Below are 15,382 nucleotides of genomic sequence, written 5' to 3' on the forward strand. Positions count from 1 at the left end.
TTATTCAATATTAGTTATCCTTTATATATACTATAAAGAACTATTGTGAAAATAACAAAGATTTTTATGTACATGAAAAAATGAGGCTACAACTAGCCTCATTTTTCTTATATTGTTAATTCCAAACCTTTCCTATAGTATTCATTCATTACATCTTTAGGAACCATACTTCCACCCGTTCCCCACACAATATGAGTACCTTTTTTCAACTTCTCTGTTAACTGTTGCTTTTGTAAATACTCATCTTCTTTACATACTTTCACTGGCCCAATCATACCTGCTAGTGCAGAAGGCTCTAAATAAATATTCTCCGTGTCAGCTAGTTCTTTTAACAATCTATATAACTCTTCATCACTTACTGTGTAATTCCCACTCAAAAATGGTTCCATCGTTTTACCGACAAATCCAGACGGTCTTCCTACCGCTAGTCCGTCCGCGTCTGTTACATTATCAATTCCGATATCTTGAACGGAAATTTTGTCATGAAGGCCGGTCATTAAGCCGAGTAACATACAAGGAGAATGTGTTGGCTCTGCAAAGAAACAATGAACATTGTCTTTATACAATAACTTTAAACCAAATGCGACGCCGCCAGGTCCGCCTCCTACTCCGCACGGAAGGTAAACGAATAAAGGATGCTCTTCATTTACTACAATCTCTAACTTTTCTAATTGCTTTTGTAATCGCGATGCTGCTACTGCGTATCCTAAAAATAAATCATGTGAGTTTTCATCGTCTACAAAATAACAGCTAGGATCCGAATCCGCTTGTCTTCTTCCTTCTTCTACTGCTTTACTATAATCATCTTCATATTCAATAACGTTTACACCTTTACTTCTTAATAAATCTTTTTTCCATTGTTTCGCATCTGCTGACATATGAACCGTTACGTTAAAACCTAGTTTCGCACTCATAATCCCAATGCTAAGTCCTAAATTCCCTGTCGAACCTACCGCAATTGAATACTTCGAGAAAAGTTCTCTACATATATCACTATCTAAAATGGAATAATCCGCTTCCTCTGTTAACATTCCGTGCTGCAATGCTAGTTGCTCAGCATGTTTCAAAACTTCATAAATGCCGCCCCTAGCTTTAATTGATCCTGATATCGGAAGATGACTATCACATTTTAATAATAATTCTCCTAAAATAGGTTGCTTGTAATTTGTCTCTAAAGCTTCTTTCATAGAAGATATTTTCACTAAAGGTGATTCGATTATGCCATTCGTCCCTTTCGTTTCAGGAAAAACTTTCGCAATATATGGTGCAAAACGCTTTAATCTCTCTTCCGCATCTTTTACATTCTCTTCATTAAGTGGTGAATCTTTTATTGCCCTTTCATACTTTTCTATGTTTGGATTTATCCAAAATACTTCTTCTGTTGCAATAAGTTTATTCACTAATGGGTATTCTGCTTGTAATGCCCCTATTTCTTTCATTTTGTTTCCTCCTTATATCCTTGTAGCTCACCATATAATAAATTATAATTAAATTAATTTTAATATAGTTTAACACAAATCGTTAACTTTAGTTAATTTTAATTTAATTTATTTAAATATAATTTAATAACCCTTAAGGAGATTTTCATTATGGAAAATATAGATATTGGTAAAAAAATTGAAAAACAAAGAAAAGAAAAAGGTTTAACTAGTAAAGAACTAGCAAAGATGGCCGATATTACACCATCTATGTTAAGTCAAATTGAGCGTGGGTCCGCTAACCCTTCTATTCAAACATTAAAAGTGCTTGCTAAAGCTCTTGATGTGCCAACATTTAGCTTTTTACTTGAAGATACAAATACAGACGATTTAATTGTACGTTCCCATAAACGAAAGAAAATGATTATCGATAATTTATCATATGAAATGCTTTCACCTGATTTCACTGGAAATTTAGCAACAGCAATTATGACCGTCCCGCCTAATACAGCTTCATCAGAAAATGTGCTAGAACATAAAGGAGAAGAATTAGCATTTGTCTTAGATGGGAAAATCACATTATATTTAAACGAGGAAGAATACGTATTAGAAACTGGCGACAGTGTAAAGATACCTGCTTATTTAAAGCATAAATGGGTGAATCATTTTGAGAAAAATGCGATAGTCTTATTTTCTGTTACTCCGCCGATTTTTTAATATATGTAATAAAAAATAGCCATGTACGGGGAATATCCGTTAATGGCTATTTTTTATTTTTTCGGCACCAACAAAATCCCTAAACTAATAATACAAAAGCTCATTATTTGCTGTGCTGATAGACCAAACTGTACCGAATTTTGTTCACTAACAAGCGAAATAATGATTTGAGCAAACCCCTCAACAATTAGAAAAATACTTATATTCTTTCCATTTCCGATCCTTTCATTTTTCATCCATAACAAGCCCATTATACAAAGGTTGAGGATAATCTCATATACAAAAATAGGATGATACAAAAATTTAGATTCGTATATATTCATTCCCCATGGTAGTGTCGTTTGTACACCTACTTCATGATGTAATAGAAAATAAAAGATAATACTTACACACAGACCAAAAGGCAATGCATCAAGTAAAATACGAAGCGAAAATTGTTCCTTTTTACTTTTCCAAACAATGTATACACTAGCAATTACGCATCCTACTACAATATGTTGCATACTTCCTATAGCTAATAATGCTTGCAATGGCGATTTAAAAGCCCATACAGGATTTAAAATTGCTGGTGCAAACTTCCATACAAATACGATGATAATAAACGCATTTGTTACGGCATCCATCATTTTTTCATATGATGCATTTTGATGCCTCATCTTTCGTTTCATCAACATAAATCCAAATAGACTTCCAATTATAAGAGATACGGGTTGTAATCTCACGATCCACTCCATCATCACGAAATCCCCTTTTAGCTCTCAATCAATTTCTTAAATTTCTTTTCTAATTGATCTGGTGGTAATACACCTCGTACATGATCTACTATAATTCCATCCTTATTAACAAAAAATGTCGTCGGTAAAGAGAATACTTTATAATCTAGTCCAGCTACTCCGTCCATATCTAGTAGAACCGGAAACTCAAATCCATAGCGATTAGCAAATACGCTTGCTTCTTGTACTGGGTCACTAACAGTTGCATTCACCGCAAAAATTTCAACATCCTTTTTATATTTATCATACATATGAACTAAGTCAGGTGCCTCCATTTCACACGGCCCACACCATGATGCCCAAAAATTAATAATATATGGTTTTCCCTTGGCATCATTTAACGACTGCAACTTTCCGTCTAATCCTTTTAATGTGATGCCAGGTGCTTTAAAACCTACTTGTGGTAATACTTCTTTCTCTTGTAACTCTGCTTGCTTTGCTTTTCTTTCCTTTTCTTCTTTCTTTGAATTATAAAAGTTAACCCCCGCCCAAGCGAGAGCACCTACTAGTATAATAGCAATTAGTTTCTTCACTTTTCTTCCTCCTCATTTTTAAAAACCTGTAAATCCACCGAATAGACGAATAAAGAATGCTGTAATTTTCGTCATTTGATTTGTATACAATAAAATACCTGTAATATATGATAAATAAGATATATATAGCGATAAAAAGTATAATGATATAAATGACAACACTCTATCCACACTACATAGAGTAGTGTTTACCCTAAAAAAAAGAGGCTATATGCACTCTCCGACAATAAGTACAATCGACACACAGAATAACCCTATTGTTACATATACCGAGTTCGTATGTAACGGAATAGTAAGCTTAGCAACCTTTTCATTTAACACTTGCTCGATTCGTAAATTTATTGCTGTTTTTGCAAATGAAGCTGTAACACATCGATTTTCCATTGTCTTTATTTTAATTAATTTTAATAATGCGCTACCTAACTCAAATGAAGATTCCATTTTTTGCATCGCATATTTATCTGCTGCTAACTCTTGATACGTATGATATCGTTGTAACAATTCTTTTAATATCGGGATGTACATCATTCCTTCTGCTAATAACGTAAAACAAAATAATTTTAGCGGATCCCAATTATTTTGATGATATTCTTCATGGAAAATAATCGCATCAATCTCTTCATCTGAAAACGTCTGAAGCAAACCTTCCGACATGACAACTTTCGGACGGAATAATCCAATTGTAAACGCTGCAACTTCCGCAGTCGGCAGTATATATATTTGTTTCCCTTTTCTAATAAATGGGATAAGTACTTTTTGTACTTTTTTACTATAGAAAAATTGCCGCCAAATTCTTTTACACACAATCAATACAGTAATTAATAATAACCCCGCTATTATAATACGAACCATTGATAGTTCTTTCATATGTTTTTCTAACTGAAACAAGCAAAACTTTGAAAGGAAGAATGCCTTATTTTGAAAGAGAAATGGATATGTAACATAATACAATAACAAGCTGAAAAAGAGGGTACTAACAATGAGCGCTAACAATACGATTTTACGCATTTTCCATTTCATTTCATCGATCCTCTTTTTTTAACTGATTCAATTTGTCTTCTAATTTTTTTATTAAATTCGGATCAGCCTGCTCTAACTCATCTATCATATGTGTTATAACTAAATCTCCAAATTCCCCCACTAATTCCTGTGTCATTTTCTTCGTTTGATTGGATAAGAATTCTTCTTTCGTTTGTATAGCACGATATATGCCACTTCTTTTCACAGTCTGTTTTTCTAAGTGTAATTTCTCTACTAACCTGTTCATAACTGTCATAACAGTATTAAAATTCACAGGCGATTCTTCACTTAATTTCTGCTGGACTTCTTTAATAGTAATACCTTCAGTAGACCAAATAATCTCCATAATCTTCGCTTCAAGCGGTCCAAAGAAATGATTTAATCCTTGCTCATTTAACCTATAGTTTTGCGTAAACATCGTATGACTCCTTTCACACTACGAATTGTAGTACAAATTAAATGAGAGGTCAAACGCAAGTAATACAAACTAAAATTCACTACCTATAAATACGTACCACATTCTATTCATTATAAGCCTAACTTATCTCCAAATGTATCAAAGAGATACTGCTCTAATATTTGTACACTAAACTTCTCATTACGCCCAAGGGCAAATAATTCCCGATCCTTCGCTACGATAGTATCTAACGGAATAACTACATTATCCACTATTTTTGTAATTTCAATTATATTACTTTTTACATTTACTTCTGTTTTAAATTCAACGTTTTCTAACACTATATGTGAACGTCTTCCTGATGCAAAAAAAGTAAAATTAGGATTTTTAACAACGCCAATTTCAGTCTCTAACGCATATAAATAGTGAAAAATTACATCTCTATGTCCATCTTTTATTATTTTTTCATCCTTCTCATCGTCTAAGTATTCTTTCAGCTTCGTTGTAAATTCAAATCGAAAATCCACTTTTTTCACGCTCCTTCTTTGTATTTCATATTAAATAAATATATTGAAATAATTTTACCATATTGTAATACAACTTCCTATTAAAAGTAAAAACTGTTTTAGAAAATCGCTATTATTTCCGATACCCTTTTAAAATATAAGTATAAATTCAATATGAATGAATGCTTCATTACATCTATTTAAACATATTTTTTCCATTTTTTGAAACATTAGTATGAAATATTATATATCAATGAATGGTTTCTAATGTATTGTTATATATAGTCAGTAGTTTCTTTACTATTCCAATATACTTAAGCTACATTTTCTAATTATTGATTACATTACGGAAGGAATGTAACTCTCTTCTATCGAATTTTTATATAACAAAAATGATTAGGTGGTGCTTTACTATGAAATTAGCTGTCATTGGTGGCGGTGATTTACAAGATTCAAATCACTTGCCTATTAATGAACGCCTTATAGAATTAACAAATAAACAGTATCCAAAAGTATTGTTTATTCCAACGGCTAGTCATGATGATGAAAGCTATATAAAATTATTTTTAGACACGTTTGAAAAACAATTACATTGTGAAGTACAAATTTTACGCATTACAACAGATTCACCTTCTAAGTATGAAATAGAGGAGATGATTCATTCAGCCGATTTAATTTATCTAGGTGGCGGAAACTATATTCACATGCTTACGCAATGGAAAGAACATAGACTTGATGAAAAATTATTATTGGCTCTGCAACAAGGAACACTTATTGCTGGTTATAGCGCTGGTGCTATGTGTTGGTTCACGTCTAGTATCCGATCAGATTATGAAGGTTCTGGTTACATAGAGAGTAACGGATGGGGTATTGTTAATAAAAGATTTTGTCCACATTATAATCAATTAAACAGAATGAACGCCTTCCATTCCTTTTTACAAAATCATCAAGGGAATATAGAAGGAATTGCACTGGAGGATAATTGCGCTTTATATATTACAGAGGAATCCTTTGAGATTATCGGTGAACCGGAAAAAGCGTGGGAGTTTTATATGAGTGATAAAACACTCATTAGACAACATTTTGATATAACTTTAAAAAGCTATTTGTAAACCTGCACTTACGAAAAAATGTCCCTAAGTCTAATAACTTAGGGACATTTTTCTATTTAACTAACTAATCGTGTAATTCGTTTCTTTTGCCATGAAAGCTTATAATATGCATACTGCAATAGTAAGCTGACAATAAATGCTGCTGGATACCCGATCCAAATGCCTTCTATTCCAAGACTTGTATGGTAAGAAAGATAATATGCTACGGGTACTTCTACAAGCCAAATTGAAACAACTCCAATAACAGTTGGCCAAAGTACTGTACCGCTCGCTCGCATTGTCGCACTAATAATTTGTGCATGACCGAAAATTAAATAACTCCATAACGTAATCATAACTAAGCTATGAGCAATTTCAATTGTAGTTTGACTCGTTAAAAATAGTGATAAAATGTCTCTTGAGAATAAATAAATAAGAGATATTAACACACCACCGATGACGTAGTTCATAATAATTCCGGCCTTCACAACTTTCTGCAATCGATCAAATTGATTCGCCCCAATTGATTGTGCTGCAAAAATAGAAACTGTAATACCAAGGCTAACTGCTGGCATTTGTACATAACTTGCAACTTGATTCACAACGCCGTAAGCAGCTGTTGCATCCGAACCGTAACGATTTACAAATGCGATTACGGCAATCTCAGATAATGAAACTAATATCATATTTATACTTGCCGGTATACCGAGCCTTAGCAATAGCTTTAATAACTCCCCATCCATTCGAAGGTATTTTCTAACCGTTCCATCTAGTTGTAATGGGTGATTTTTCTTCTTTAAATACACAAGCATGACAATAAACGTAATAACTGTAGATATAACAGATGCATAGGCTGCTCCATACACATCTAATTTCGGAGCTCCTAACCATCCAAAAATAAGAACTGGTAATAAAATCATATTTAGTGCTGTACTTACAATTAAAAAGTAAAATGGCGTTTTAGAATCTCCTGTACCTCTCATAAATGTTGTATATGCGAAATATAAAAATAATACTGGCATCGATATAAATAAAATCCGTGCATAATGTACACTTATTTCAATAATATTTTCTGGCGTTCCCATTAGACGCATAATATCCATCGCAAAAATACTTCCTATTATCGCCAACACAACTCCAATAATAAAGGTAAATGTCAGCGTCGTACCAACGATAGCTTTTAAACGATCTTCGTTTTTAGCACCAAACGCCTGACCAATTAAAATAGAGCTCCCTGAACCGATACCAATTACAAATGAAACGAGCAAGAAAAATAATGGGAAGAATGCTGATATGGCCGCTAAATCATTAACTCCAAGCCATCTTCCTACTACTACCATACCAAATAATTGTCCAACTGATTGTAGTACATTACTTAATAATAACGGTACTAAAAACATCGACATCGATTTCCAAATTGGTTTACTCTCACTTTCCAACTTATGTGACTCCGCACCTTCTTTATTGTTATCTGCAGGTGGTTTCAAATTTCATTTCTCCTTTTATTAAAAATCTATTTTCAATATCTATCTCTTTGTATAGTTGTTATAATACTGTGCTTCTATTCATTTTCTTTTCATATGATTATAACTTCACCCAATATTGACTTCCATCGGCTGTTCGATCTAAAAATCCATATTCGATTAAATATCTTCTTAAAGTTACGAAATCAGGGTATACATTTTCTATCACTGTATTTACTTCTTTTTCAGTATACTTTTTATTACTATCAAACTTTTTCACTAAATGACGCAATATAATTAATTTACGCTTTTGTTTCTTCGGAAATTTAGAGAGAGGTCCATCTAATCCTTCTGTAAAGTGAGCTTTTAATACTTCATTATTTTCTTCTTCTGTAATATTGTATCGGTCATCCACCATCGTTGCTGTTCTGTGAATTGGTACAAATTTCGTTTGTACTTTTGATTTTTCTTCTGATAATTCCATTAGCGCTAAAAATACTTTTGCTTGCTTCATTTTCTCTCGCAGTGTAAATCGATGATTACGAATTGTTGATGTACTTCCGCCATCCAACTCTTTTACAATTTCTTTATCATTCAGTCCCATATAGAAAAACTGAACCATTTTCTTTTGTAAATCCGTTAATCCAGTAAATTTCTTATCCATATTTAGCAAATAATCAAACATAGACGTATGCTCATTTTGAATATGCAATTGGACGAACTTCTCTGCTTCATACAAAACTTGATTATCTTGATAAATAACACCTTTAATAAATGTTTCACCACAAGCTAAGCAAATGTACCCCTCTTTTTCTTCATCAAACACATACCCTTTCTTTAATTCCTCTATTGACGCATCCCAAAACTTCTCTGAAATATCGCTCATACTAAACACTCCTTCAAAATGTTTATTTAAAAACCAAACAAATCGCTATATCGTTTATTATCACTTCTTCATCTTATCACAACACAAACAAACATTTCAACGTTTCGTTTGCCCATTTTATAAACTTTTATAAAAACATCTATCGAAAGGATTTGATATAACGAAAAGCGAATGTATTTATACAACCTCATTTTATAGGATGTGAAATAGAACATGAATATTCTTCAAGACCCTTGGTTTACCGTTAAGCAAATTACACAGAACGCATATGCGATTAGTGAATATGGAACTGGTATTCACTCATTACAAAACTTCAGTATTCAATTTTAACTACAAAAAAGATGTTTCCGTATAAGAAAACACCTTTTACTTTTTATCCCGCTATTTACCGGGCAGTAAGCCTCCCACTAATTAACGTTTCACTTTATATATTCTATTTACAGTCTCTACTAAAACCTTACTTGCTTGTACAAATGTATGCTTTCGATTTCTATCTTCAACAAATTTATTAGCACAACTACTCATAATCATCATACAACTAATTATGACTAACGCTATCTTTCTATTCTTGTAAGTCACTTTATGCCACTCCACTATTACAAAACTTCTTTTGAATTTATCCCATCAAGAAATTTTACATGAATAATAAAACGTGTGAATATGCAATTCTGCATATTCACACGTTTTATCATAATGTTATGATTTAATTTAGTTAAAGAACAAGTATACCGAGGTGACTAACTTGAAATTTAAAGCGAAAAAAAATCCATTCCACGTCATTTTCATTACATTATTTATAATTATTTTTTTCGTTTCATTATTCTTCCAAAATGAAAATTCTATTTTTTTCACTCTCATGATGCTGCTAAATATCGTGAATCTTTCTTCATTCTATTTCTCTCACTACAACGTAACGGAATCATCTCTTGTTGTAAAACACGGTTTCATTTTTCATACTGAAATTCCATTTGAAGATATTCGTCACGTTAAATACTCTGGTAAAAAACTTCATTCAAAAAAATGGACTAGACAACAATTAGAAATCCATTACAATTTATTTGACTCAGTGACCACTTTCATACCACTAGAAGAAGAAAAATTCATTTCACTCTTAAAAGAGAACTGCCCACAGATGAAAGTAATGAATACGCCTGCTAACAAATAATATATTTTGAAGCTTGTAGTATTGCAAGTAGATGAAACATAAAAATGAACATCAAAAAAGCCAAGATTCTATACTCAGAACCCTGGCTTTTTCTATTACTCTTTTGGAGCAATCATTTTCTTTGGATCTACAATTTCATCAAATTGCTCTTCTGTTAGTAGCCCAGATTGCAATGCTGCTTCTTTTAAAGTTAATCCTTCTTTATGAGCATGCTTCGCAATTTTCGCTGCATTTTCATATCCGATATGTGGGTTTAGCGCTGTTACAAGCATTAGTGAGCGATTCACATTTTCATTAATTACTTCTTCATCTGCTTCAATACCAACTGCACAATTGTCATTAAACGAAACAATTGCATCCGCTAATAAGTGAGCTGATTGTAAGAAGTTATAAGCAATAACAGGTTTAAATACATTTAACTCAAAGTTACCTTGGCTCGCAGCAAATCCGATTGTTGCATCATTTCCCATTACTTGCGCTACAACCATCGTTAACGCTTCACTTTGCGTTGGATTTACTTTACCTGGCATAATAGAGCTTCCCGGTTCATTTGCTGGAATAATAATTTCTCCAAGACCACTACGTGGACCACTTGCAAGCCAACGTACATCGTTAGCGATCTTCATTAAATCCGCAGCTAATGCTTTTAATGCACCGTGAGTATATACAACTTCATCATGGCTCGTTAATGCATGGAACTTATTTGGTGCAGAAACAAATTGTTTACCTGTAAATTGACTAATTTCCTCTGATACCATCTCGCCAAATTTAGGATGAGCATTAATACCTGTTCCAACCGCAGTTCCACCAATTGCTAACTCTTTCATATATGTATTGCTCTCTGCAATCATACGCTCTGTTTTTTCAAGCATACGGTGCCATCCGCTAATTTCTTGCCCTAAAGTTAACGGCGTTGCATCTTGTAAATGTGTACGACCAATTTTTATAATATGTTCAAATGCAGTTACTTTTTCTGCTAAAGTTTCTTTTAATTTCGTAATTGCTGGTAATACGTGATTTTCTACTGCGATTACACAAGCTACATGAAGCGCCGTTGGAAATGTATCATTTGAACTTTGTGACATGTTCACATCATCATTCGGATGAATATGTACGTCAGATCCCTTCTCTTTCAAAATTTGATTCCCACGATTTGCAATTACTTCATTCACATTCATGTTTGACTGTGTACCACTACCTGTTTGCCATACGACAAGCGGAAAATGTTCATTCCATTTCCCTGCAATCACTTCATCCGCAGCTTCTACAATTGCTTCTGCTTTTTCTTCTGATAGCTTTCCTAATTTTTGATTGCTAAGCGCTGCACTCTTCTTTAAAATTGCAAATGCTTTTACAATTTCAAGCGGCATTTGCTCTGTTCCAATTGGAAAGTTTTCTTTACTACGTTGTGTTTGTGCTGCCCATAATTTATCAGCTGGAACTTTTATTTCTCCTAATGTATCTCTTTCAATTCTGTACTCCATGTTTTCATCCCCTTGAAAATATAATACCTACATCTCTTATAATAACAGACTTTCTCTTAAATGATAAGAATTCTCACTCTTATATATAGATATTCTATATTTATTTTAAAAAATTCCTCTTGACCTAAACTTAAGTTTAGGCTGTATCCTTTCCATTGTAACCTACTATAACATTACTGGAGGAATTCAATATGAAAAAATATGCTTTTATAACAGGTGCGAATAAAGGAATTGGATATGAACTTGTTCGTCAATTAGCAGAAAAAGATTATCACGTATTTTTAGGTGCTCGTAATGAACAACTTGGACAACAAGCCGTAGAATCTTTAAATGTTTCAAACGTTTCCTATATTCAAGTAGATATTTCAAATTCACAATCCATTCAAGAAGCAACAAAGAAAATTTACGAAACGACTGATCACTTACATTTATTAATTAATAATGCAGGCATAGCGCTAGACTTCAATATGCTACCTAGTGAATTAAATATTGAAACTTTACGCCAAGGATTTGAAGTTAATTTTTTTGGAACTTTCCAAATGATGCAAGCCTTTTTACCATTATTAAAGAATTCAAGCAACGGTAAAATAATAAATGTAACAACTGACATGGCCTCACTAACAATGTTTGCTAATGGTGAAACACATCCAATTAATACACTAGGATATAATTCTTCAAAAACAGCTATTAATGCTTTAACATTAGCTTTTAGTAAAGAATTTGCCACTAACGGTCCAGAAGTATTTGGGGTAACTCCTGGTTTTACAACTACGGATCTTAATGGAAATTCCCCCGGTGGCCATACAACCACTGAAAGTGCTAAAATTATTATTAAATATGCATTAAGTGAAACAAACTATAATGGTAAAATACTTAACAAAGATGGCATTATACCTTGGTAATAAAAGGATGAATGATATGTATTATACAATTGGGCAAGTCGCCAAAATGCAACACTTAACTATTTCTCAAATACGTTATTACGATAAACAAGGACTGTTTCCTTTTCTGCAAAGAAACGAAAAAGGAGATCGAGTTTTTGATGAAGAAGCACTGAAATATTTAGAGATGATTTTGTGTTTAAAAAACACTGGTATGCCAATTCAAAAAATAAAACAATTTATCGACTGGTCTATGGAAGGAGAATCTACCATCCTTCAAAGGTTAGAATTAATGAAACAACAGGAGACCAATGTCTTACAGCTCATTCAAGACACTGAAAAAAACTTAAAAAAGATACAACAAAAAATTGCTAAATATGAGAATGAAATAACTTCAGCAAATGCTATTAAAAAATAAAAAAATCACCTTCTACATATTGTAGAAGGTGATTTTTATTTTATGATGCTTGCTTTCCTTTATCTGCATCATCTACATACCAGATGAATTTGCCTGTATATCCGTAAATAACTGCTAAAATTAACGATACGAAGCTTAACCACATAAACGGAACGTATGAGAACGTTGCTACACCTAAAATACCAGCCATAAAAATACCATTATCAGACCATGGAACCATACCTGAAGTTAACGTTCCACCTACTTCTGAGTTACGCGCTAATACACGACGGTCTATTTTTAATTTATCATAGCTATCTTCCATAATTTTTGGTGTTAAAATTAGTGATACATACATCGCACAACCAAATATATTAGCTAAGAATGCCACGATTAATGTAGACAATGTTACATTACCTGCAGAATTTAATTTCTTCTCAAATTTTGATACGATTACTTTTAAAACACCTAGTTTTTCAAGTAATCCACCAAATCCTAAACCGAAAATAATAACGGCTACTGAGCCAAGCATGCCGTTAATTCCACCACGGTTTAATAACTTGTCAACAAACTCAACACCAGATTGAATTGAGAATCCGTTATAAGCTGTTCCAATCGCCTCTCCAAAGTTCATCCCTTGGAAAAGAGTTGCCCAAATTGCACCAATTAAAGCTCCCATTGCAATTGTTGGCATAGACGGTTTCTTCATCGCTAATAGAACGATAACAATGACCGCCGGAACAAGCATCCATATTTTAATATCAAATTGCTTTAATAAAGCTTCTTTTAAAAATTCTACTCGATTCAAATCTACATTATCGCCGCCATACATCCAACCAGCTACAGTAAACATAATACTAGTAATAATATAAGCTGGAACATCTAATACGAGCATAGCTCGAACGTGAGCAATAACATCTACTTTTGCCATAGAAGCTGCAAGAACTGTGCTATCAGAAAGTGGTGATAATTTGTCGCCGAAATAAGCTCCTGAAAGAACTGCACCAGCAACAAGCGGAAGTGGTAAACCAAGTCCTTCACCAATCGCCATCATAGCAATACCTGCTGTTCCCACTGTTCCCCAAGACGTTCCTGTTGCGATAGAAGTTATAGAACAAATAATTAATGTTGCTAATAGGAATATGCTAGGGTGAATAAATTCTAATCCATAATAGATTAATGTTGGTACTACCCCACCAGCAATCCATGTTCCAATTAAAGCACCTACTGCAACTAAAATCAGTATCGCTTCTAATCCGTTAGAAATCCCTTTCGTAATTGCATCTTGCAATTCTTGATAACGAAATCCTAATCTTAATCCAAGCGCAATTACTAAAAACCATGAAATAAATAGCGCTAATTGAATTGGGAGATCAAAAATCGTTTGGAAGGAAAAGACAACAGCAAGAAATAGTAATAAAAGAACTATGATTTCTAGCATCGATGGTAATCTTACACTTTTCATTTTTTTCTCTCCTTACAAGTCGATAACATGACGTATGTCGTCTTACATGTATGTAATATACAATTAGCGAAGACAAAACAAAATTTTCATATTATTTCGATTTATTTTTCCAGTATAATATATTCACAACCCTTTCTATTGTAAAAGTAGATTACGTTTTTCGCAATGAAAAATATAAAAAATGTTGTATTTTTATTTATCCCGATATTTTCGGCCAATAAGACTCCCGTCTCAAAATTCAGTAAGTGCAAAGCACTTAGGTAAGAAATTAACTACTGTAAAATTCCGAATTGATATGAACGTATTAAAGCTTCACTTTATTTACAAAAAACAATCCCATACTAACTTTTTTAATATTTGCTGCAATAAAACTTTTTACAACTATCTTAGCTTTTTAATTCACACCATTATTTTCTACATGAAAAATAGGGCACACATCATAAAAATGATGTATGCCCTATCTTTATTTATACATATTTTGTATTTCTTCTTTATTTTTAAGTATTTCCTCAAACTTATCACTACAACCCTTCGGAAATAACACTCCCAGTCCATATGAATGCGCAAATTGAAAATGAGGGTACTTCGCTTTTACCTCATCCCAAAACTTATATACGCCGAAATCACTACTTCTAACTTCAATATCATGAAATAATACAATACCGTTTTTCGCGACTTTCGGTAGCCATGTATTATAATCGTGAGAAACAGCTTCATACGTATGATAGCCATCAATATGCAAAAGATTTATCGTTTCATCTTGAAACCGGTCTACAGCATCATCAAAAGTAGATCGAATTAAATTTCCTATATTAAGGTAGTTATCGCTCACTACTTTTTCTACTATTTGAAAAACCCCTTCTCCATATGGGCCTGTATGCCCATCTCCAGCCCAAGTATCTACTGCAAAGCATTTAGTCGATAACCCTCCATCTTTTACTCCCTGACAAAAACTAAAAAAGGAAGCTCCTAAATGTGTACCTAACTCAACTAAAGTTTCTGGTTTTTCAAATCGTACTAAGTCATATGCAAAATCTAAATGTCCACTCCACGCAGATTGTGACCGAATAATAGGACTAAATGTTTCAAATTCAAATGATGGTTTATGAGTAACCCAGTTCATCGCATAACTCCTTCTGCACATATTTTTAACAAACCAAATTACTCTTATCTTTATTTTTTTATC

The 15,382-nt window shown here is 33.0% G+C and carries 18 protein-coding genes; 5 read left to right on the plus strand and 13 right to left on the minus strand.

Features of this window, described 5'->3' with window-relative positions:
• Positions 1-107 precede the first annotated feature (107 nt).
• Positions 108-1,439 carry a D-serine ammonia-lyase gene (locus ACTFR8_RS05530; protein WP_000658533.1) on the minus strand — a complete coding sequence of 444 codons (1,332 nt, stop codon included), beginning with the start codon at positions 1,437-1,439 and terminating at the stop codon, positions 108-110.
• 150 nt (positions 1,440-1,589) lie between these two features.
• Here ACTFR8_RS05530 and ACTFR8_RS05535 point away from each other — a divergent pair, with 150 nt between their 5' ends.
• Complete coding sequence (locus ACTFR8_RS05535; protein ID WP_000427637.1) at positions 1,590-2,135, plus strand: helix-turn-helix domain-containing protein; 546 nt, start codon at positions 1,590-1,592, stop codon at positions 2,133-2,135.
• Positions 2,136-2,188: 53 nt separating this feature from the next.
• Here the strand turns inward: ACTFR8_RS05535 and ACTFR8_RS05540 are convergent, their stop codons facing one another.
• The 6 genes from ACTFR8_RS05540 to ACTFR8_RS05565 all read right to left on the minus strand — a co-directional run bounded on the left by ACTFR8_RS05540 (position 2,189) and on the right by ACTFR8_RS05565 (position 5,385).
• The gene (locus ACTFR8_RS05540; RefSeq protein ID WP_021728690.1) at positions 2,189-2,869 is read right to left on the minus strand and encodes a prolipoprotein diacylglyceryl transferase family protein; all 681 of its coding nucleotides are present in this window, start codon (positions 2,867-2,869) and stop codon (positions 2,189-2,191) included.
• A 17-nt stretch (positions 2,870-2,886) separates the two neighbouring features.
• Complete coding sequence (locus tag ACTFR8_RS05545) at positions 2,887-3,441, minus strand: TlpA family protein disulfide reductase (protein ID WP_000733175.1); 555 nt, start codon at positions 3,439-3,441, stop codon at positions 2,887-2,889.
• A gap of 18 nt (positions 3,442-3,459) precedes the next feature.
• Complete coding sequence (locus tag ACTFR8_RS05550) at positions 3,460-3,612, minus strand: hypothetical protein (protein WP_002004832.1); 153 nt, start codon at positions 3,610-3,612, stop codon at positions 3,460-3,462.
• A 36-nt stretch (positions 3,613-3,648) separates the two neighbouring features.
• A complete protein-coding gene (locus ACTFR8_RS05555; protein WP_000871408.1) occupies positions 3,649-4,461 on the minus strand; it encodes a M56 family metallopeptidase in 813 nt (270 codons plus the stop codon).
• A 1-nt stretch (position 4,462) separates the two neighbouring features.
• Positions 4,463-4,879 carry a BlaI/MecI/CopY family transcriptional regulator gene (locus tag ACTFR8_RS05560; RefSeq protein WP_000495075.1) on the minus strand — a complete coding sequence of 139 codons (417 nt, stop codon included), beginning with the start codon at positions 4,877-4,879 and terminating at the stop codon, positions 4,463-4,465.
• A 110-nt stretch (positions 4,880-4,989) separates the two neighbouring features.
• Positions 4,990-5,385: a DUF3942 family protein gene (locus ACTFR8_RS05565; RefSeq protein ID WP_000347526.1), complete on the minus strand. Its 396-nt coding sequence runs from the start codon at positions 5,383-5,385 to the stop codon at positions 4,990-4,992.
• A 392-nt stretch (positions 5,386-5,777) separates the two neighbouring features.
• Between ACTFR8_RS05565 and ACTFR8_RS05570 the strand changes: the two genes are divergently transcribed.
• Positions 5,778-6,476, plus strand: a complete 699-nt coding sequence (locus tag ACTFR8_RS05570; protein WP_000762121.1) for a peptidase E — start codon at positions 5,778-5,780, stop codon at positions 6,474-6,476.
• 56 nt (positions 6,477-6,532) lie between these two features.
• Here ACTFR8_RS05570 and ACTFR8_RS05575 read toward each other — a convergent pair whose 3' ends face one another.
• From ACTFR8_RS05575 to ACTFR8_RS05585, 3 genes are all read right to left on the minus strand, one after another.
• On the minus strand, positions 6,533-7,942 hold the full coding sequence (locus ACTFR8_RS05575; protein ID WP_000804128.1) for an MATE family efflux transporter: 1,410 nt from the start codon (positions 7,940-7,942) through the stop codon (positions 6,533-6,535).
• Between the two features lie 97 nt (positions 7,943-8,039).
• Complete coding sequence (locus ACTFR8_RS05580; RefSeq protein ID WP_001280277.1) at positions 8,040-8,804, minus strand: DUF2087 domain-containing protein; 765 nt, start codon at positions 8,802-8,804, stop codon at positions 8,040-8,042.
• Between the two features lie 411 nt (positions 8,805-9,215).
• Positions 9,216-9,383, minus strand: a complete 168-nt coding sequence (locus ACTFR8_RS05585; RefSeq protein ID WP_000221433.1) for a hypothetical protein — start codon at positions 9,381-9,383, stop codon at positions 9,216-9,218.
• Positions 9,384-9,546: 163 nt separating this feature from the next.
• Here ACTFR8_RS05585 and ACTFR8_RS05590 point away from each other — a divergent pair, with 163 nt between their 5' ends.
• A complete protein-coding gene (locus ACTFR8_RS05590; RefSeq protein ID WP_000669070.1) occupies positions 9,547-9,969 on the plus strand; it encodes a PH domain-containing protein in 423 nt (140 codons plus the stop codon).
• Positions 9,970-10,064: 95 nt separating this feature from the next.
• On the opposite strand, the gene fumC is transcribed toward ACTFR8_RS05590, so the two are convergent.
• A complete protein-coding gene (gene fumC, locus ACTFR8_RS05595; RefSeq protein WP_000456608.1) occupies positions 10,065-11,453 on the minus strand; it encodes a class II fumarate hydratase in 1,389 nt (462 codons plus the stop codon).
• Between the two features lie 191 nt (positions 11,454-11,644).
• Here fumC and ACTFR8_RS05600 point away from each other — a divergent pair, with 191 nt between their 5' ends.
• Positions 11,645-12,355 (plus strand): SDR family NAD(P)-dependent oxidoreductase, encoded by a 711-nt coding sequence (locus tag ACTFR8_RS05600; protein ID WP_000759548.1) that lies wholly within the window; start codon positions 11,645-11,647, stop codon positions 12,353-12,355.
• Positions 12,356-12,371: 16 nt separating this feature from the next.
• Positions 12,372-12,752, plus strand: a complete 381-nt coding sequence (locus ACTFR8_RS05605) for a MerR family transcriptional regulator (protein ID WP_000291861.1) — start codon at positions 12,372-12,374, stop codon at positions 12,750-12,752.
• Between the two features lie 40 nt (positions 12,753-12,792).
• Here the strand turns inward: ACTFR8_RS05605 and nhaC are convergent, their stop codons facing one another.
• Positions 12,793-14,196, minus strand: a complete 1,404-nt coding sequence (gene nhaC / locus ACTFR8_RS05610; protein ID WP_000843992.1) for a Na+/H+ antiporter NhaC — start codon at positions 14,194-14,196, stop codon at positions 12,793-12,795.
• A gap of 463 nt (positions 14,197-14,659) precedes the next feature.
• Positions 14,660-15,319, minus strand: coding sequence for a class I SAM-dependent methyltransferase (locus tag ACTFR8_RS05615; RefSeq protein ID WP_001104673.1), 660 nt, complete (start codon positions 15,317-15,319; stop codon positions 14,660-14,662).
• Positions 15,320-15,382 lie beyond the last annotated feature (63 nt).

Origin of the sequence: Bacillus cereus group sp. MYBK15-3 (assembly GCF_051916765.1) — a bacterium.
Lineage (GTDB): Bacteria > Bacillota > Bacilli > Bacillales > Bacillaceae_G > Bacillus_A > Bacillus_A cereus.

Bases quoted from the DNA above. Each gene is read 5' to 3' on its own strand.
- ACTFR8_RS05535 (WP_000427637.1), top strand. From the start codon at position 1,590: ATGGAAAATATAGATATTGGTAAAAAAATTGAAAAACAAAGAAAAGAA.
- ACTFR8_RS05540 (WP_021728690.1), bottom strand. From the start codon at position 2,869: ATGGAGTGGATCGTGAGATTACAACCCGTATCTCTTATAATTGGAAGT.
- ACTFR8_RS05570 (WP_000762121.1), top strand. From the start codon at position 5,778: ATGAAATTAGCTGTCATTGGTGGCGGTGATTTACAAGATTCAAATCAC.
- ACTFR8_RS05580 (WP_001280277.1), bottom strand. From the start codon at position 8,804: ATGAGCGATATTTCAGAGAAGTTTTGGGATGCGTCAATAGAGGAATTA.
- fumC (WP_000456608.1), bottom strand. From the start codon at position 11,453: ATGGAGTACAGAATTGAAAGAGATACATTAGGAGAAATAAAAGTTCCA.
- nhaC (WP_000843992.1), bottom strand. From the start codon at position 14,196: ATGAAAAGTGTAAGATTACCATCGATGCTAGAAATCATAGTTCTTTTA.
- ACTFR8_RS05560 (WP_000495075.1), bottom strand. From the start codon at position 4,879: ATGTTTACGCAAAACTATAGGTTAAATGAGCAAGGATTAAATCATTTC.
- ACTFR8_RS05615 (WP_001104673.1), bottom strand. From the start codon at position 15,319: ATGAACTGGGTTACTCATAAACCATCATTTGAATTTGAAACATTTAGT.
- ACTFR8_RS05605 (WP_000291861.1), top strand. From the start codon at position 12,372: ATGTATTATACAATTGGGCAAGTCGCCAAAATGCAACACTTAACTATT.
- ACTFR8_RS05555 (WP_000871408.1), bottom strand. From the start codon at position 4,461: ATGAAATGGAAAATGCGTAAAATCGTATTGTTAGCGCTCATTGTTAGT.
- ACTFR8_RS05530 (WP_000658533.1), bottom strand. From the start codon at position 1,439: ATGAAAGAAATAGGGGCATTACAAGCAGAATACCCATTAGTGAATAAA.
- ACTFR8_RS05600 (WP_000759548.1), top strand. From the start codon at position 11,645: ATGAAAAAATATGCTTTTATAACAGGTGCGAATAAAGGAATTGGATAT.